Annotated in this window: 16 protein-coding genes; 9 read left to right on the top strand and 7 right to left on the bottom strand. The window is 62.4% G+C overall.

Annotated elements, in window-relative coordinates; all coding sequences use genetic code 11:
• Positions 1-311: 311 nt before the first annotated feature.
• Entirely contained in the window at positions 312-1,088 is a 777-nt protein-coding gene (locus E4L98_RS10945; RefSeq protein WP_135201593.1) for an enoyl-CoA hydratase, read from the bottom strand.
• 88 nt (positions 1,089-1,176) lie between these two features.
• Here E4L98_RS10945 and E4L98_RS10940 point away from each other — a divergent pair, with 88 nt between their 5' ends.
• Complete coding sequence (locus E4L98_RS10940; protein ID WP_229257353.1) at positions 1,177-2,442, top strand: MFS transporter; 1,266 nt, start codon at positions 1,177-1,179, stop codon at positions 2,440-2,442.
• A gap of 64 nt (positions 2,443-2,506) precedes the next feature.
• Entirely contained in the window at positions 2,507-2,944 is a 438-nt protein-coding gene (locus tag E4L98_RS10935; protein WP_135201592.1) for a universal stress protein, read from the top strand.
• On the opposite strand, the gene mltA is transcribed toward E4L98_RS10935, so the two are convergent.
• Together mltA and apaG are read right to left on the bottom strand one after the other, a co-directional pair.
• Positions 2,941-4,149 carry a murein transglycosylase A gene (gene mltA, locus E4L98_RS10930; RefSeq protein WP_135201591.1) on the bottom strand — a complete coding sequence of 403 codons (1,209 nt, stop codon included), beginning with the start codon at positions 4,147-4,149 and terminating at the stop codon, positions 2,941-2,943. The genes E4L98_RS10935 and mltA overlap by 4 nt on opposite strands.
• Before the next feature lie 96 nt (positions 4,150-4,245).
• The gene (apaG, locus tag E4L98_RS10925) at positions 4,246-4,620 is read right to left on the bottom strand and encodes a Co2+/Mg2+ efflux facilitator ApaG/CorD (protein ID WP_135201590.1); all 375 of its coding nucleotides are present in this window, start codon (positions 4,618-4,620) and stop codon (positions 4,246-4,248) included.
• A gap of 179 nt (positions 4,621-4,799) precedes the next feature.
• On the opposite strand from apaG, the gene rpe reads away from it, so the two are divergent.
• The 7 genes from rpe (at position 4,800) to trpC (ending at position 10,947) form a co-directional block, all read left to right on the top strand.
• Positions 4,800-5,465 carry a ribulose-phosphate 3-epimerase gene (gene rpe / locus E4L98_RS10920; RefSeq protein WP_135201589.1) on the top strand — a complete coding sequence of 222 codons (666 nt, stop codon included), beginning with the start codon at positions 4,800-4,802 and terminating at the stop codon, positions 5,463-5,465.
• 4 nt (positions 5,466-5,469) lie between these two features.
• Positions 5,470-6,162, top strand: coding sequence for a phosphoglycolate phosphatase (locus E4L98_RS10915; protein WP_135201588.1), 693 nt, complete (start codon positions 5,470-5,472; stop codon positions 6,160-6,162).
• A gap of 200 nt (positions 6,163-6,362) precedes the next feature.
• The gene (trpE, locus tag E4L98_RS10910) at positions 6,363-7,859 is read left to right on the top strand and encodes an anthranilate synthase component I (RefSeq protein WP_135201587.1); all 1,497 of its coding nucleotides are present in this window, start codon (positions 6,363-6,365) and stop codon (positions 7,857-7,859) included.
• 1 nt (position 7,860) lies between these two features.
• Entirely contained in the window at positions 7,861-8,424 is a 564-nt protein-coding gene (locus tag E4L98_RS10905) for an anthranilate synthase component II (RefSeq protein WP_135201586.1), read from the top strand.
• Between the two features lie 17 nt (positions 8,425-8,441).
• Entirely contained in the window at positions 8,442-9,479 is a 1,038-nt protein-coding gene (gene trpD, locus E4L98_RS10900; RefSeq protein WP_135201585.1) for an anthranilate phosphoribosyltransferase, read from the top strand.
• A gap of 2 nt (positions 9,480-9,481) precedes the next feature.
• A complete protein-coding gene (locus E4L98_RS10895) occupies positions 9,482-10,147 on the top strand; it encodes a LysE family translocator (protein ID WP_135201584.1) in 666 nt (221 codons plus the stop codon).
• Entirely contained in the window at positions 10,147-10,947 is an 801-nt protein-coding gene (gene trpC / locus E4L98_RS10890) for an indole-3-glycerol phosphate synthase TrpC (protein ID WP_135201583.1), read from the top strand. The genes E4L98_RS10895 and trpC overlap by 1 nt, the downstream gene beginning before the upstream one ends.
• Positions 10,948-10,967: 20 nt before the next feature.
• Here trpC and E4L98_RS10885 read toward each other — a convergent pair whose 3' ends face one another.
• The 4 genes from E4L98_RS10885 to E4L98_RS10870 form a co-directional block, all read right to left on the bottom strand.
• Positions 10,968-12,170 (bottom strand): GGDEF domain-containing protein, encoded by a 1,203-nt coding sequence (locus E4L98_RS10885; RefSeq protein ID WP_229257352.1) that lies wholly within the window; start codon positions 12,168-12,170, stop codon positions 10,968-10,970.
• A gap of 144 nt (positions 12,171-12,314) precedes the next feature.
• A complete protein-coding gene (locus tag E4L98_RS10880) occupies positions 12,315-14,132 on the bottom strand; it encodes a M61 family metallopeptidase (RefSeq protein WP_135201582.1) in 1,818 nt (605 codons plus the stop codon).
• Positions 14,133-14,144: 12 nt separating this feature from the next.
• Positions 14,145-14,711 (bottom strand): nucleotidyltransferase family protein, encoded by a 567-nt coding sequence (locus E4L98_RS10875; RefSeq protein WP_135201581.1) that lies wholly within the window; start codon positions 14,709-14,711, stop codon positions 14,145-14,147.
• A 5-nt stretch (positions 14,712-14,716) separates the two neighbouring features.
• Positions 14,717-16,933, bottom strand: a complete 2,217-nt coding sequence (locus E4L98_RS10870) for a xanthine dehydrogenase family protein molybdopterin-binding subunit (protein ID WP_135201580.1) — start codon at positions 16,931-16,933, stop codon at positions 14,717-14,719.
• Between the last annotated feature and the right edge of the window lie 9 nt (positions 16,934-16,942).

Genomic DNA, 16,942 nt, shown 5'->3' with positions numbered 1-16,942 from the left:
GCCGCCAGCGTTCAATCTGAGCCAGGATCAAACTCTTTAGTTTAATCTCTGTTTTATCCGTTTTACCGGATGGTTCGCTCACTCAAAATACTGACAGTATTTCTTGTTGAGCATTTAATGCTTTTTGTTGCAGCACCAAATGCCCACACTTATCGACTGTTAATTTTTAAAGATCTTTGTCTTTCGCTGCGAATCGTTTTGTTCATCAGCACAGAAGCGAGATTATGAAGCATTTCGTTTGTCTCGTCAACCCCTCGCTTGCTTCGCTTCGCTTTGTCAGCGTCGCGTTGTTTGCGAGGGACAGAATCATATCAAAGACCCTCGAAGTTTGGCAAGCGCTTTTCGAGGAAGGCCTGCATGCCTTCTTTTTGCGCAGGCGTGCCGAAGCCCGAGTGGAACAGACGGCGCTCGTAGGTCACGCCCTCCGACAGCGTGGTTTCGAACGCGCGGTTGACGGCATCCTTGATCTGCATGGCCACAGACACCGGCATCGCGGCGATCTGGTTGGCCACGGTCAGCGTTTCTTCGATCAGCTTGTCCGCCGCCACCACGCGCGACACCAGGCCGATGCGTTCCGCCTCGGCGGCGTCGATGGTGCGCGCGGTCAGCAGCATGTCCATGGCCTTGGCTTTGCCGATGGCGCGCGGCAAACGCTGCGTGCCGCCGGCGCCGGGCGTCACGCCGACCTTGATTTCCGGCTGGCCGAACTTGGCGCTGTCCGCCGCGATCAGGAAATCGCACATCATCGCCAGCTCGCAGCCGCCGCCGAGGGCATAGCCGGCCACGGCGCCGATCACCGGCTTGCGCACGCGCAGGATATGCTCCCAGTTGCGGCCGATGTAATTGTCGCGATAAGTATCCGGATAGGTATAGTCCACCATGGCGGCGATGTCGGCGCCGGCGGCAAACGCCTTTTCGCTGCCGGTCAGGATGATGCAGCCAATCGCCGGATCGGCGTCGAACTTATATAAGGCATCACCGAGCTCGTTCATCATGCGGTCGTTCAGCGCATTCAGCGCTTTCGGACGGTTCAGACGGATCAGCGCCACTTTGTCGTGCACTTCGACGATCAGATCTTCATACTGCATGTGGTCCTCCAGAGTGAATATTTACCGGCCGATTGTAGCGCCTAACTCCCGCGCTGGTATGATTGAAATTCAGCAACCCGCATTCACGATGCTTCCCATTCTTACCGCCTTCCGCCAAGACGCCCTGCTGCGCAACGGCGCGTTCCGCCGCTACTGGGCCAGCGCCATCCTCAACGGCTTCGGCAGCTATATCAGCGCGCTGGCCCTGCCGCTGTGCGCGGTGCTGCTGCTGAAGGCGACACCGGCGCAGATGGGCATGATGGGCGCCGCCGCCGCCCTGCCGTTCGCCCTGCTGGCCCTGCCGGCCGGCGTGCTGCTGGACCGCAACCGCAAGCTACCCATCCTCCTGGCGAGCAAAGCCATCCAGGCTATGTCGCTGGCCAGCATCCCGCTGGCCTGGTGGCTGGGCATTCTGACGGTGCAATGGATGTATGCCGTCTCATTCGTCGGCGGCGCCTGCTCGGTGGTGGGCGGCGGCGCCGAGCAGGTGTTCCTGACCAATCTGATCGGCCGCGACAGGCTGACCGACGCCCAGTCCAAGTTCACCGCCACCGATTCCGCCTCGCGCCTGCTGGCGCCCGGCTTTGCCGGCGTGCTGATCCAGTGGCTGACCGCGCCCTACGCGGTGTTGCTGAACGCGCTAGGCTTCGTGGTCTCCATTATCCTGCTGCGCAACCTTGACGCCAACGATCCCAGGCCGCCACGCTCCGACAAGCACCCGCTGCGCGACGTGCACGACGGCTTCCGCTTCATCTGGGGTCAGCCGCTGCTGCGCACGCTGGCCTGGGCCTCGGGCTGCTGGCACATGCTGTTCTACGGCTTCGCCGCGCTGCATGTGATCTTCGCCACGCGCGAACTCGGCATGAGCGCCGGCATGCTCGGTGTGGCGCAGATGATAGGCGGGGTCGGCGTCCTGCTCAGTTCGCTCATGCTGAAGCCGCTGAACCAGCGCTACGGCCCCACCGGCACCATGCTGGTGGGCATGAGCCTGTGCGCCTTCGCCTACGCGGTCACGCCGCTGATTCCGGCCAATCTGTTCGGTTATCCCTTGGCCAGCGCCATCGCCTGCGCCGCCATGTCCTTCTTCCTCGACTGCGGCGTAATGCTGTTCCTGCTGCCTTACACCACCATGCGCCAGAAAGTCACGCCGGATGAATACCTGGGCCGCATGGTCTCCACCATGCGCTTCCTGACCGTGGCAGTGGCGCCGCTGGGGGCGCTGACGGCCGGCTATCTGGGCCAACATTTCAGCGTGCGCGCCGGCCTGGCCTGCGTGGCGGCCGGCGGCATCGCGCTGATGGCCGCGCTGATGCTGTCGATGCGCCAGCCGCGCGAAGCGGCCGCCGCCTCATAATCGTGCGACAAAAACGTCGCGCAGCCGTTAGGCTGACTCCAGTGTTCATAGACTGGAGTACGCCATGTTCAAATCAATTTTATTTCCCACCGACGGATCGGACCTGTCCGACAAAGTGACTGCCACCGTGGTGGAATTCGCCCGCCTGCACCAGGCGCGCCTCATTTCGGTCACCGTCATTCAACCGGTGCTGATGCCGGCACTGGGTGACGGCGGCGCCGTGCTCGACGACGGCCAGTATGAAGTGCAAATGCAGGCGGCCGCCCGCCAGCACATCGACAATGTGGCCGGCGCCGCCAGCGCGGCGGGCGTCCCGTTCGAGGGGTTTGTGGCGATGTCGGCCAACCCCTATGAGGAAATCGTCGACGCCGCCAAAAAATACGGTTGCGACCTGATCGCGATGGCATCGCACGGACGCACGGGCCTGAGCAAACTGTTCATGGGCAGCGAAACGCAGCGCGTGCTGACCCATACCGAACTGCCCCTGCTGATCCTGCGTTAAAACTTCTTCGGCAGCAGCACCCAGACCTTGCCGCGCTGCTTCATGCGGCCGGCATTCTCGGCCGCCTCCGCCCCGAAGCCGAAGAAGTAATCGACCCGGATCGCGCCGCGAATCGCGCCGCCCGTATCCTGGGCCATCACCAGCCGCTGCAGCGGAATATCGCTGTTCGGCTGGGTAGTCGACAGAAACACCGGCGCCCCCAGCGGCAGCTGCGAGGCATCGATCGCCACCGAGCGCTGCGGCGTCAACGGCACCCCCAGCGCGCCTTTCGGCCCGACTTTCGGATCCGGCAGCCGTTCCTCCTTGAAGAACACATAGCTGGGATTCACATTGAACAGCTCCTGCATACGCGTGGGATGGCCGGCAATCCAGGACTTGATGCCCTGCGCCGACGCCTGCTCCAGCGTCAGCTCGCCCTTCTCCACCAGGTATTTGCCGATCGACTTGTACGGATGGCCGTTCTGGTCGGCATACGCCACGCGCACGGTTTCGCCGGTATCGCTGAGCAGCACGCGGCCCGAGCCCTGCACCTGCAGGAAGAACGACTCCACCGGATCATCCACCCACAGCAGTTCCTTGCCGCTGTAACTGGCCGCTTCGATATCGGCGCGGGTGGCGTACGGCACCACCTTCTTGCCGACCACCTTGCCGCGCAGGCGCATGCCTTTCAGCTCGGGATAGACGCTGGCCAGGTCGATGGTCAGCATATCGTCCGGCACTTTATACAGCGGCGTCTGATACGGACCGCCCTTCTTGCGCGCGCCGTGCAGCAGCGGTTCATAATAGCCGGTGACCAGACCATCGGCGGCACCGTCCGGTGCGATCACCTGGTTCGGTTCCAGGAAAGTCTCGAAGAAGGTACGGATGGCCTGCTCGTCATTGCCGTTGACGCCGCGGGCGATGGTGCACGGCTCTTTCCAGCTGGCCTGCTTGACCAGCACCGAGCACGACGAACTGAACGCTGGCCAGGCCGCGCGCAGGTCATCCTTGTCCCAGCCAGGCAGCGCGGCGAAGGTGGTAGGCACCATCTGCATCGCGGTCGGCTTGGGCGGCTCGGCCGGCGGGACGGGCGGCGCGGGCTGCACCGGCGGCGTCGGCGGCACCGGCGGCTGCGCGCCGCGCTCGGGCGGCAGCGGTGTGGAAGTACAGGCGGCCAGCGCCACCGCGCTCAGCGAAAAGGTTAGACTACGGCGTGTAAAAAACATAAAGGAATGACTATGTGGGTATTGATGATAGAAGCGTGCGTGGCCTTCTTCCTGCTGGTATTCATCGTCTGGTGGACGATGCGCGGCAAGAAGTGATCAGTGCAGCGTGCGCGGCAGCGACAGCACGAATTCCGGAATCTTGACTTCGAACTGGTGGCCGTCCTCGGCCACGCAGAAGTATTCGCCGACCATGGAGCCCTGCGGCGTCTGCAGCGCGGCGCCGCTGGTGTATTCGAACTGCTCGCCCGGCTGCAGCAGCGGCTGATGGCCGACCACGCCCAGCCCGCGCACTTCCTCGACATGGTTGTTGGCGTCCGTGATGATCCAATGGCGCGAGATCAGCTGCGCCGCCACCTTGCCGACATTCTTGATGGTGATCGAGTAGGTGAACACGAAATTGGTGCGCTCGGGGTCGGACTGCTCCGGCAGGTACTGGGTTCTGACCGACACAGTAAATTCGTAATTGGACATCAGGTTCCTCAAGACTTAATGAAAACTCAACCGGGATGGCAAGGTTGGCGATTGTATATCGTCAGACATCCATTGCACCGCAAATCCGCCACGCTGGCAAGGAGGACGCGGCTGAAACCGGCCGCAAGCGGGCAGACCAGCGTAAAATAACGCATCTTTTTTATTGCAAGCCCACCGTCATGACCACTTTCCGCATCGCTCCCAGCATCCTGTCCGCCGATTTCGCCCGCCTGGGCGAAGAAGTCCGCAACGTCGTCAGCGCCGGCGCCGACATCATCCACTTTGACGTGATGGACAACCATTATGTTCCTAACCTGACCATCGGCCCGCTGGTGTGCCAGGCGATCCGTCCCCACGTGGATGTGCCGATCGACGTGCACCTGATGGTCAAGCCGGTGGACCGCATCATCCCCGACTTCGCCAAGGCCGGCGCCAACATCATCACCTTCCATCCGGAAGCCTCCGAGCACATCGACCGCTCGCTGCAGCTGATCCGCGACCACGGCTGCAAGGCCGGCCTGGTGTTCAACCCGGCCACCCCGCTGAGCTACCTGGAGCATGTGATGGACAAGATCGACATGATCCTGATCATGTCGGTCAATCCCGGCTTCGGCGGCCAGTCCTTCATCCCGCAGGCGCTGAAGAAAATCGCCGAGGCGCGCCGCCTGATCGACGAATCCGGCCGCGACATCCTGCTGGAAGTGGACGGCGGCATCAAGATCGACAACATCGCCGCCGCCGCCGCCGCCGGCGCCGACACCTTTGTCGCCGGTTCGGCCATCTTCGGCCAGCCCGACTACAAGGCCGTGATCGACGCCATGCGCGCCAACCTGGCCAAGGTCTAAGCCGATGAGCGTGCTGGCTGGCGTGCGCGCCGCAATCATCGACCTCGACGGCACCATGCTGGACACGATCCCCGACTTCCACGTCGCGATCAACGGCATGCGTGCGGAACTGGGCCTGGCGCCCATCACCCAGGCGCAGATCGCCCTGATGGTGGGCAAGGGCTCGGAAAACCTGATCCGCTCGGTACTGGCACTGGACTGGGACGCCGACCGCGTGGAAGCCGCCTTCGAGCCGGCGATGCAGTCCTACCAGCGCCACTACCTGAGCATCAACGGCCAGCACAGCACCCTGTTCCCCGAAGTGACGCAGGGCCTGGCGGCGATGCGGGCCGCCGGCCTGCGCCTGGCCTGCGTCACCAACAAGCCGATCAGCTTCACCACTCCGCTGCTGAAGCTGAAAGGACTGGACCAGTTCTTCGAGGTGGTCTACGGCGGCGACTCGCTGCCGCGCAAGAAGCCCGACCCGCTGCCGCTGCAGACCGTGTGCGCCGACTTCGGCCTGGCGCCGGCCCAGGTGGTGGCGATCGGCGACTCGTCGAACGACGCCCAGGCCGCGCGCGCGGCCGGTTGTCCGGTGCTGACCGTGCCATATGGTTATAACCACGGAGAATCTATACACGAAACCGATTCCGATGGTATAGTAGGCACGCTGCTAGAAGCGGCTAGCCTGATTCGTTCACATCACACCAAGCGCTGAACACTGACCAACATGTCGTCTCTCACCAAAAAACACATCGTCAACCAACCAGGCTCGATTGAGGCCTGGCTGTGGCGACGCTGGCAATCCTGGCATAACTAAGCCGAACCGATTGCTGTCGTCCGCCCGCTTGCGCGCGACAGGTTTTTTGAACCACCACCGCCGGACCACCTGCTGACCCGGCGGCACGGAGAGCACACATGACCGAACTCGAATTCAAATCGTTGGCCACGGATGGCTACAACCGTATTCCCCTGATCGCGGAAGCCTTCGCCGATCTCGAAACCCCGCTGTCGCTGTACCTGAAACTGGCCCAGACCCAGAACGCCGGCAAGAACACTTTCCTGCTGGAGTCGGTGGTGGGCGGCGAGCGTTTCGGCCGCTACTCCTTCATCGGCCTGCCGGCCAGCACGCTGCTGCGCACCGTCGGCAACCGCACCGAGATCGTCAAAAACGGCACGGTGATCGAAACCCATGAAGGCAATCCGCTGGACTTCATCGAGAGCTACCAGCAGCGCTTCAAGGTGGCGATCCGTCCCGGCATGCCGCGCTTCTGCGGCGGCCTGGCCGGCTACTTCGGCTACGACACCGTGCGCCACATCGAGAAAACGCTGGCGCACAGCCAGCCGAAAGATGATCTGGGCCTGCCCGACATCCAGCTGATGGTGACCGAGGAACTGGCCGTCATCGATAACCTGAGCGGCAAGCTGTATCTGATCGTCTACGCCGACACCTCGCAGCCGGAATCGTATTCGAAAGCGCGCCAGCGCCTGAAGGACTTGCGCATGATGCTGCGCCGTGGCGTCGAAGCGCCGGTCACCACCGCCTCGGTGCGCACCGAAGCGGTACGCGAGTTCCCGAAAGAAGATTATTTGCAAGCGGTGGCGCGCGCCCACGAATACGTGCTGGCCGGTGACCTGATGCAGGTGCAGATCGGCCAGCGCATCCGCAAGCCCTACGTCGATTCGCCTCTGAGCCTGTACCGTGCGCTGCGTTCGCTGAACCCGTCGCCGTACATGTACTTCTACAATTTCGGCGACATGCAGATCGTCGGCGCCTCGCCGGAGATTTTGGTACGTAACGAGACCGCGCCGGACGGCGAGAAAAAAGTCACGCTGCGCCCGATCGCCGGCACCCGTCCGCGCGGCGCCACGCCGGAGCGCGACGCCGAACTGGCGAAAGAACTGCTGGCCGATCCGAAAGAGATCGCCGAACACGTGATGCTGATCGACCTGGCGCGCAATGACCTGGGCCGCATCTCCGAAATCGGCAGCGTCAAGGTGACCGACCGCCTGATCATCGAAAAATACTCGCACGTGCAGCACATCGTCTCCAACGTCGAGGGCAAGCTGAAAGACGGCATGTCCAACCTGGACGTGCTGCGCGCCACCTTCCCGGCCGGCACCCTGACCGGCGCGCCGAAGGTGCGCGCGATGGAAATCATCGACGAACTGGAAATCAGCAAGCGCGGAATTTATGGCGGCGCCTGCGGCTACCTGTCGTTCGGCGGCGAGATGGACGTGGCGATCGCGATCCGCACCGGCGTGATCAAGGACGGCAACCTGTACGTGCAGGCCGCCGCCGGCATCGTCGCCGACTCCATCGCCGAGATGGAATGGCAGGAAACCGAAAACAAGGCGCGCGCCGTGCTGCGCGCCGCCGAGCAAGTGCAAGATGGTCTGGATGGGGAGTTCTAACATGCTGCTGATGATCGACAATTACGACTCCTTCACCTACAACATCGTGCAATATTTCGGCGAACTGGGTGAAGACGTGCGCGTCTACCGCAACGATGAAATCACCATCGCGGAAATCGAGGCGCTGAACCCGGACCACATCTGCATTTCTCCCGGCCCCAAGGATCCCGCGCAGGCGGGCATCTCGATCGAAGTGCTGCGGCACTTCGCCGGCAAGAAGCCGATCCTGGGCGTCTGCCTTGGCCACCAGGCCATTGGCGAAGCCTTCGGCGGCAAGGTCATACGCGCCAAGCAGGTCATGCATGGCAAAACTTCTTTAATCGCGCATACGGGCGAGGGCGTTTTCAAAAACCTGCCCTCCCCCTTCACGGTGATCCGATATCACTCGCTGGCCATCGAGCGCAGCTCGCTGCCATCCTGCCTGGAAGTGACGGCATGGACCGACGACGGTGAAATCATGGGCGTGCGGCACAAGGAATACGACATCGAGGGTGTGCAGTTCCACCCCGAGTCCATCCTGTCCGAACACGGCCACGCACTGTTGAAGAACTTCCTCGTCCGCTGATTAAAGAAGGAATAGCCATGCCCATCACCCATCAAGAAGCGCTGGTGCGCTGCATCGAACACCGCGAGATTTTCCACGACGAGATGCTGCACCTGTTCCGCCAGATCATGTCCGGCGAAATGTCGCCCGTCATGGTCGCCGCCCTGACCATGGGCCTGCGCGTGAAAAAGGAAACCATCGGCGAAATCGCCGCCGCCGCGCAGGTCATGCGCGAGTTTTCCACCAAGGTGCCGATGGCCGACACCACCGGCCTGCTCGACATCGTCGGCACCGGCGGCGACGGCGCACACACCTTCAACATCTCCACCACCGCCATGTTCGTGGCCGCCGCCGCCGGCGCGCGCGTGGCCAAGCACGGTGGCCGCAGCGTGTCTTCCTCGTCCGGCAGCGCCGACGTGATCGAATCGCTGGGCGCCAACATCAACCTGAAACCGGAACAGATCGCGCAATCGATCGCGCAGACCGGCATCGGCTTCATGTTCGCGCCCAACCACCACGCCGCCATGAAGCACGTGGCGCCGGTACGCAAGGAACTGGGCGTACGCTCCATCTTCAACATCCTGGGACCGCTGACCAATCCGGCCGGGGCGCCGAACATCCTGATGGGCGTATTCCACGCCGATCTGGTCGGCATCCAGGTGCGCGTGCTGCAACGCCTCGGCGCCCAGCACGCCATCGTGGTGTACGGCAAAGACAATATGGATGAAGTGTCGCTTGGCGCCTCGACCATGGTCGGTGAACTGGTCAACGGCGAAATCCGCGAATACGAAATCCACCCGGAGGATTTCGGCATGTCGATGATCGCCAGCCGCAACCTGCGCGTCGCCGACGCCGCCGAATCGAAAGCGCGCATGATGGAAGCGCTGGGCGGCGAACCTGGCGCGGCCTACGACATCGTCGCGCTGAATGCCGCCACCGCGCTGTACGCGGCCGGCGTGGCCGGCTCGATCGAAGATGGCTTGCAGCGCGCGCGCGAAGCCATCACCTCCGGCGCGGCGCGGCGCAAGATCGACCAGTTCGTCGAAGTTACGCAAACCCTGGGCCGGAGCAACTGAACATGTTCGGCATCCATGACCTGACGCTGTTCATCATCTCGGGCCTGCTGCTGAACCTCATGCCCGGACCGGACAACCTGCTGATCATGACCCGCACCGCCATGCAGGGCTGGCGCGCCGGCTCTGCCGCGACGCTCGGCATCGGGCTGGGCACCATGGTCCACGTGCTGGCCGCGGCGCTGGGCTTGTCGGCGGTGCTGTCGACTTCCGCCGCGGCCTTCACCGTGGTCAAATGGATAGGCGCGGCCTACATCGTCTACATGGGCATCGGCATGCTGCACGCGAAACTGCGCAACGCAGGTGACGACACGACGCCATCGGCGATGGCGGCGCGCGCTGGACGTGCCGCAAAGCCGCTAGCCTGGCGCACCATCTTTTTCCAGGGCTTTCTGAGCAATGCGCTGAATCCCAAGGTGGCCTTGTTCTTCCTGGCGTTCGTGCCGCAGTTTATTGCGGCGGATTCCGGCAACAAGCCGCTGGCCTTCATCATCCTTGGCTGCATCTTCAACATCAACGGCATGCTGTACTGCCATGCGCTGGTCGCGTTCACCGCCTTTGCCAGCGCGCGGCTGAACATCAAGCCGGTGGTGTCGCTGTGGCTGAACCGCACCATGGGCGGGCTGTTTCTGGCCCTCGGCATGCGCCTCGCCCTCTCGGAGCAACATTAATGTCTGACATACTCAACAAAATCCTCGCGGTCAAAGCCGAAGAAGTGGCGGCGGCCAAAAAGTACCGCAGCTTCACCAGCCTGCGCGACGAAGTCGAATCCAACGCCGAACTGCGCGCCAACCTGCGCGGCTTCGAGGCCAGCCTGCGCGGCAAAATCGCCGCCGGCAAGGCCGGCATCATCAGCGAAATCAAGAAAGCGTCGCCATCGAAAGGCGTGCTGCGCGCCGACTTCCAGCCGGCCAGGATCGCCGCCACGTATGAAGCACATGGCGCCGCCTGCCTGTCGGTGCTGACCGACGAGCAGTTCTTCCAGGGCTCGGTGGCGTATCTGCAGCAGGCGCGCGGCATCTGCTCGCTACCGGTGCTGCGCAAAGACTTCATGGTCGACATCTACCAGATCTACGAAGCGCGCGCGATGGGCGCCGATGCGATTTTGCTCATCGTCTCCGCGCTGGACCACGGCCTGATGGCGGAAATGGAAGCCGTCGCGCACGAACTGGGCATGGGCGTCCTGGTCGAAACCCACGATGGTGACGAACTGACCGCCGCGCTCAAGTTGAAGACCTCCCTGCTGGGCATCAACAACCGCAACCTGCGGACGTTCGAAGTCTCGCTGGACAACACCCTGGGCCTTCTGGACCGCATCCCGGACGACAAACTGGTGATCACCGAATCGGGCATCCTCGACCAGGCCGACGTCCAGCGCATGCGCGCCGCCAACGTCCACGCCTTCCTGGTCGGCGAAGCCTTCATGCGCGCCCCCGACCCCGGTGCCGAACTGGCCCGCCTGTTCGCCTGAACCGAGCTCAAGATTCGGGGTCAGAGCCGACATTCGGACATTGCATCGCGTTCGATCGAATGTCCGAATGTCGGCTCTGACCCCGACTGAGGGGCGATTTCGTAGCGGTTGCGGCCGTTTTGTTTGGCGCAATACATGGCCTGGTCGGCGCGGATCAGCAGGCGGTCCAGGCTTTCGTCGGGGTCGGTCTGGCAGGCGACGCCCATGCTGACCGTGCAGCCGGGACGGCCGGGACGCGGCTTGCGCATGGCGGTCTGGATACGCTCGGTGATCTGCAGGGCCGGCGCCAGCCCGGTATCCGGTAATAACACCAAAAATTCTTCGCCGCCAAAACGGGCCACGTGATCCGATATTCTCACGGCCTTGGCGATGGTATCGGCGACTCCGATTAATACTTGGTCGCCTCCGGCGTGGCCGTATGTGTCGTTGATCTTTTTAAAGTGGTCTACGTCGATATTCAATAGCGTCATGGTACTGCCTTGTCGGCGCATCATGGCGTGTTCTTTCGCATAAATCTCGGCGAAGCCGCGACGATTTAATATCTGGGTTAACGGATCCAGCGTCGAACGACGCTCCAGCAGTATTTGCAGACGGCGTGTGCAGACTGTCATGAATCCCACGGTCATCATTAATGTCATGAACTGTGCGGCAGCCAGATATAAACTGGCAAACCTGCCGGCTCCCATCAAATTGACATCGGCGTCACTGCTTAACGCCAATATACCGCGCGTTATGACTAACAGCGATTCGATCAACATCAGGCTGCCGAAAAATCCGGTTGAAAAATGACGTTCGCCGTTTTTACATATGATATAAATGGCGCGCGCGTGCAGGATGAATACCAGCACTGAAGAAATCGCCACGCGCGTGGCAAAACTCGGCTTAATCCACAACCAATATGCCAAGCCGATGACGATGCATAACCAGGTGATATGAAATAAGCGCCACGATGGTCGCAATCGGTAAAATTTCTCGGTGCCGATCAGCATCAGCCCCAATCCCCAGGTCATTACGACATTGGCGGCCAGCAGCAGAATATTCGAGTTGCCATGCAAAGCAAAAATACCCACGCCGGCCACGAGCAATACCAAAGCCGCCGCCCAATCCCGCAATCCTTTTATTTCTTTGGGAAAGTTCAAATGGGCGGAATAGAGCACCACGCTCATGGCGCCTGCCATCAGCGTCGCCATCACCATCATGGTGTTCGGGTCGAGCGAGATCATGTGCGGCGATTCTAAACCACTCGCCCTGCCAATGGGGATTTACGTCGGCTACATGCCGGAAGTTGGCGTCAACATGCCAGGATTTGGCATAACTAGGGCAAAAAAAGGCCGCGCCGGCCGGGCGCGGACCTGGGAGGCAAAAAATCAGCGGGCGGCGCTGGGTCGCAAGGGGCCGGATTTTTTGCCGCTGGCGTCGAGCGACAGGGTAATCCCAGGCACGCGTTCGCCCTGCAGGGTGAGGTCGAAGCTCATTAATTCGTCGCGGCGGAAGGCATGCACCTGCACCGTTTCGCCGACCGCGTAGCGCGCCAGCAGATTATCGAGATTGGTCGCGGTGACGCGCAGACCATCAACCGCAATCAGAATATCCCCGGCCGACATGCCGGCCAGATGCGCGGCGCCATTTTCATGGACCGCCGACAATTTGCAGTCATTTCCATCCCGACCAAGGTTCACGTCCAAACTCGGCTTGGCCGATTTGCGCTCATCGATATATTTAACGCCGAATGGCGCCAGCAATTTCGCCAGCGGTAAATCTTCCGTACCCCGGACATATTTATCGAAGAAAGGCTTAAAACGGCCACCGCTGATTTCATCAAACAGCGCTTCCGCTTCCGCCGGTGTTACACCGTGTCCGCCGCCGGTATAAAAATCGCGGCCATAACGTTGCCACAAAGCCTGCATCACGTCATCCAACGATCTTTTCCCGCCGGTTTTAGCGCGTATGCTCAAATCCAGCGCCAGACCAATCAAAGATCCTTTGGTGTAATAACTGATGATGGCATTGGGCGCATTCTCATCCTGGCGATAATATTTACCCCAGGCGTCGAAACTGGAATCAGCCACGCTTTGCTTGGTGCGCCCGGAACCACGCAACACGCTGCCGATGGTTTTAGCCAGCAGTTTGAAATACGCCGGCTCGGCAATAATGCCGGCACGCACCAGCATTAAATCATCGTAATAACTGGTAAAGCCCTCGAACAGCCATAACAGCGGAGAATAATTTTCAACCTGCAGATTATATGGTGCAAATGCCGCCGGCTTGATGCGCTTGACATTCCAGGTATGGAAATACTCATGGCTGCATAAGCCGAGATATTGCAGATAACCGTCGCTGATTTCCTTGCTCTTGGCGGCGGTGGTCGGCAGATCGGCGCGGGCGCAGATCAGCGCGGTCGAGGCGCGATGTTCCAGGCCACCGTAGCCGTCGCCCACCGCCATGGTCATGAACACATAGCGGTCCATCGGCGCCTTGCGCGCCTTGGGCTCGAAGAAGGCAATCTGCGTTTCGCAGATCTTTTTCAGATCGGCGCTCAGACGCGCCAGGTCGAGGTTGGGCACGCGACCGGTAATCACGATGTCGTGCGGCACACCGTAGGCCTTGAACGTGGCCAGCGCAAAATCGCCCTGCTCCACCGGGTGGTCGATCAGTTCATCGTAGTTGGACGCGATATACGTGCCAAAACCATAACGTTTCGCCTTGAGCTCAGGCAACGAGGTGGCGACGCGCCAGGTGGCCGCCACCGGGTCCGCCGGACGCTGGATATCGACCACGTGCGGCTGTTCTTCCTGTCCCAGCACGCGCAGGAAGACGCTGGTGCCGTTGTAAAAACCGTGATTCTGGTCCAGATGCGCGGCGCGCACCGACAAATCCCAGGCGTACACCTCGTAATGCACAGTCAGCGGCGCCGCATGATCCTTCAGCGCGGCCGCCTGCCAGGAGTGCTTATCCAGCTTGGTCAGCTCGACCGGCTCGCCGCGCGACTCGGCGCGGATGCGCACGATATTGCGCGAAAACTCGCGGATCATGTAGCTGCCCGGGATCCAGGCCGGCAGCGCGAAGATCTGGCCGCCCTCGGCCGGCGCCGCCACCGTGACCGACACGTGGAACAGGTGCGCGGCCAGGTCGTGAGCAACGATGGTGTAGGCGATCGCCGGCTGGTTTTTATTCGGTTTTTTCATCTCAAGTCCTGTCTACAGGTCGCCCGGCGTGTCGATGTCGCGCACCACGCCGGCATCGTCGACCACCACTTCGCGCACGGGGTGACTTTTCAAAATCGCGCGCGCGCCCTGGTCGCCTTCCAGCGCCAGCAGCAGCGGCAGATGGTAAGGGCTGAAGGCCACGGGATTGCCGCGCCGTCCCTCGTACATGGGCGCCGCGATATGCGCGCCCTGCTCTATTGTAGCGGCAAGGGCGAGAATGGTCCTGGGACTTACGTAAGGCATGTCGCCGAGCGCGATCACCCAGCCTTCCGCCTGTCTGGAATAATCGATTGCCGTGATCAGCGATTCGGCCATGCCCAGATCGGCGTCGGGGCAGACGCGCACTTCGCATCCGAGTGCGCCCAGCAGCGCGGCCACCTTGTCGTCGCCCGGACGGACCACGGCCAGCACGCGCGGCAGCGCAGCCAGCATGTTCCTGGCGCTGGCGACGACGACGGCATCGCCGCCGTCCACCGTCTGCAGCAGTTTGTTTTGAACGCCGGACGGGTCGAAGCGTCGACCGCGTCCGGCTGCGAGCAGGATGCCTGTCAGGGCCATCCGGCTCAGGCGCTGGTCAGGTCGAACGGCAGCTTGCGCAGGCGCTTGCCGGTCAACTTGAACAGGGCGTTGGCGAAGGCCGGCGCCAGCGGCGGCAGGCCCGGTTCGCCCATGCCGGTAGGCGGATCGTTTGACGGCACCATGTGCACATCGATCTTCGGCATGTCGGTCATGCGCGCCACCACATAGTCGCTGAAGTTCTGCTGCTCGACCACACCGTCCTTCAACGTGATCGCGGCGCCCGGCAGGGTCATGCCGAGGCCCATCAGCGCCGCGCCCTGGATCTGCGCTTCGATGGTCAGCGGATTGACGGCCGTGTTGCAATGGACGCCCGCCGTCACCGAATGCAGCTTCGGTGCGCCGTCCTTGATGGATGCCACCACCACGTAGGCGATCACGGTGTTGAACGACTCGTGCACCGCCACGCCGTAAGCCTGGCCTTTCGGCAGCGCCTTCTTGCCGTAGCCCGACTTGGCTACCGCCAGGTCCAGCGCGGCGACGTGACGCTTGCCCTTCTCGCCCATGATCTTTTTGCGGTAGGCCACCGGGTCCATCCTGGCGATGGTTGCCGCTTCGTCGATCAGCGTTTCCATCACAAACGCGGTATGGGTCGAGCCGACCGATCGCCACCACAGCACCGGCACATTGGCCTTGACCGTGTGCGCGCTCAGGTTCAGCGGCACTTCATACGGTTCGCCCATGCCTTCGATCATGGTCGCATCGACGCCGTTCTTGACCATCATGCCTTCGAACGGCGTGCCGCTGGTGATCGACTGGCCGACGATGACGTGATCCCAGGCCACGATCTCGCCCTTGGCATCGACGCCGATATCGGCACGGTGCACGTGCGACGGACGATAGTAGCCGCCCTTGATGTCGTCCTCACGGCTCCAGATCATCTTGATCGGTTGCTTGTGGCCGGCGGCCTGCCAGACCTTGGCGACGTTCACCGCTTCCACCAGATAATCGGAAGTCGGCACCGCGCGGCGGCCGAAGCCACCGCCCGCCATCATGGTGTTCAGCACCACCTGCTCCGGCTTCAGACCGGCGGTGGCGGCGATCGCGCCCTGGTCCACGGTCTGGAACTGCGAACCGGCCCACACCGTGCAGCCATCCGTGCGCAGATCGACCACGCAGTTCAGCGGCTCCATCGGCGCGTGCGCCAGATACGGGAATTCATACACGGCCGAGATCTTCTTCGCCGCGCCAGCCAGCTTGGAGGTGTCGGCGGTGCGTACCGGCGTGCCGGCCTTCTGCGCCAGCGCCTTGTACTCGGCCAGCTGCTTGTCGCTGCTGACTTTTTCCACGCCGCTGGTGTCCCACTCGATCGCCAGCGCATCGCGGCCGGTCTTGGCCTGCCAGTAGCCGTCGGCGATTACAACAACGCCGCTGCCGCCACGGTCGGTCTTCACCTCCAGCACCTCGATCACACCCTTGATGGCCTTGGCCTTGCTGGCGTCGAACCTGGCAACCTTGGCGCCGAACACCGGCGGACGCGCCACCACGGCGACCTTGCTGTCGGGTGCCTTGAAATCCATGCCGAACTGCTGCTTGCCGGTGGACTTCAACCGCGCGTCCAGGCGCTTGGTCGGCTTGCCGATGATGGTGAAGTCTTTCGGGTCCTTCAGCTTGATCGTCGCCGGCACCGGCTGCTTCATGGCCGCATCTGCCATGGCGCCGTAGGTCGCCTTCTGGCCCGCGGGGCCGATCAGCGTACCCTTGACGGTCTTGATCTGCTCCGGCGCCACCTTCCACTGCTCGGCCGCCGCCGCGATCAGCATCGCGCGCGCCTTGGCGCCGATCTCGCGATACTGGATGAACGAGTGGGCGATACTGCCCGAGCCGCCGGTGATCTGGATGCCGAATGCCGGATCCTTATATTGATCGCCGGCCGGCGCCAGCGCGCCATGCACCTGCGACCAGTCGGCCTCCAGTTCTTCCGCGATCAGCATCGGCAGCGACGTCTGCACGCCCTGGCCGAACTCCAGGCGGTTGACCTGCACGGTCACGCTGTTGTCCGGCGCGATGTGCAGGAAGGCGTTTGGCTCGTAGACCTTGGCCGGCGCCTGCTGCGCATTGGCCCAGCGGCCCGCGCCCGGCATGAAGAAGCCCAATACCAGGCCGCCGCCAGCGACCGCCGATGCCTTCATGAAGCCGCGGCGCGACATGCCCGCCGCCGGCGCGGCGGCCACCGCATCCTGATTGATCCATTCGATACGCATGGTCCGTTC

The organism is Duganella callida, assembly GCF_004614165.1.
GTDB lineage: Bacteria > Pseudomonadota > Gammaproteobacteria > Burkholderiales > Burkholderiaceae_D > Rugamonas > Rugamonas callida.
Note: the sequence above shows the minus strand (reverse complement) of the source record. Positions and strands in the feature narration are given on the sequence as shown.

Coding starts and splice junctions, on each gene's coding strand:
- E4L98_RS10895 (WP_135201584.1), top strand. CDS start 9,482: ATGTTCGGCATCCATGACCTGACGCTGTTCATCATCTCGGGCCTGCTG.
- E4L98_RS10935 (WP_135201592.1), top strand. CDS start 2,507: ATGTTCAAATCAATTTTATTTCCCACCGACGGATCGGACCTGTCCGAC.
- E4L98_RS10915 (WP_135201588.1), top strand. CDS start 5,470: ATGAGCGTGCTGGCTGGCGTGCGCGCCGCAATCATCGACCTCGACGGC.
- mltA (WP_135201591.1), bottom strand. CDS start 4,149: ATGTTTTTTACACGCCGTAGTCTAACCTTTTCGCTGAGCGCGGTGGCG.
- E4L98_RS10885 (WP_229257352.1), bottom strand. CDS start 12,170: ATGATCTCGCTCGACCCGAACACCATGATGGTGATGGCGACGCTGATG.
- trpD (WP_135201585.1), top strand. CDS start 8,442: ATGCCCATCACCCATCAAGAAGCGCTGGTGCGCTGCATCGAACACCGC.
- E4L98_RS10870 (WP_135201580.1), bottom strand. CDS start 16,933: ATGCGTATCGAATGGATCAATCAGGATGCGGTGGCCGCCGCGCCGGCG.
- E4L98_RS10875 (WP_135201581.1), bottom strand. CDS start 14,711: ATGGCCCTGACAGGCATCCTGCTCGCAGCCGGACGCGGTCGACGCTTC.
- apaG (WP_135201590.1), bottom strand. CDS start 4,620: ATGTCCAATTACGAATTTACTGTGTCGGTCAGAACCCAGTACCTGCCG.
- trpC (WP_135201583.1), top strand. CDS start 10,147: ATGTCTGACATACTCAACAAAATCCTCGCGGTCAAAGCCGAAGAAGTG.
- trpE (WP_135201587.1), top strand. CDS start 6,363: ATGACCGAACTCGAATTCAAATCGTTGGCCACGGATGGCTACAACCGT.
- E4L98_RS10905 (WP_135201586.1), top strand. CDS start 7,861: ATGCTGCTGATGATCGACAATTACGACTCCTTCACCTACAACATCGTG.
- E4L98_RS10940 (WP_229257353.1), top strand. CDS start 1,177: ATGCTTCCCATTCTTACCGCCTTCCGCCAAGACGCCCTGCTGCGCAAC.
- rpe (WP_135201589.1), top strand. CDS start 4,800: ATGACCACTTTCCGCATCGCTCCCAGCATCCTGTCCGCCGATTTCGCC.
- E4L98_RS10945 (WP_135201593.1), bottom strand. CDS start 1,088: ATGCAGTATGAAGATCTGATCGTCGAAGTGCACGACAAAGTGGCGCTG.
- E4L98_RS10880 (WP_135201582.1), bottom strand. CDS start 14,132: ATGAAAAAACCGAATAAAAACCAGCCGGCGATCGCCTACACCATCGTT.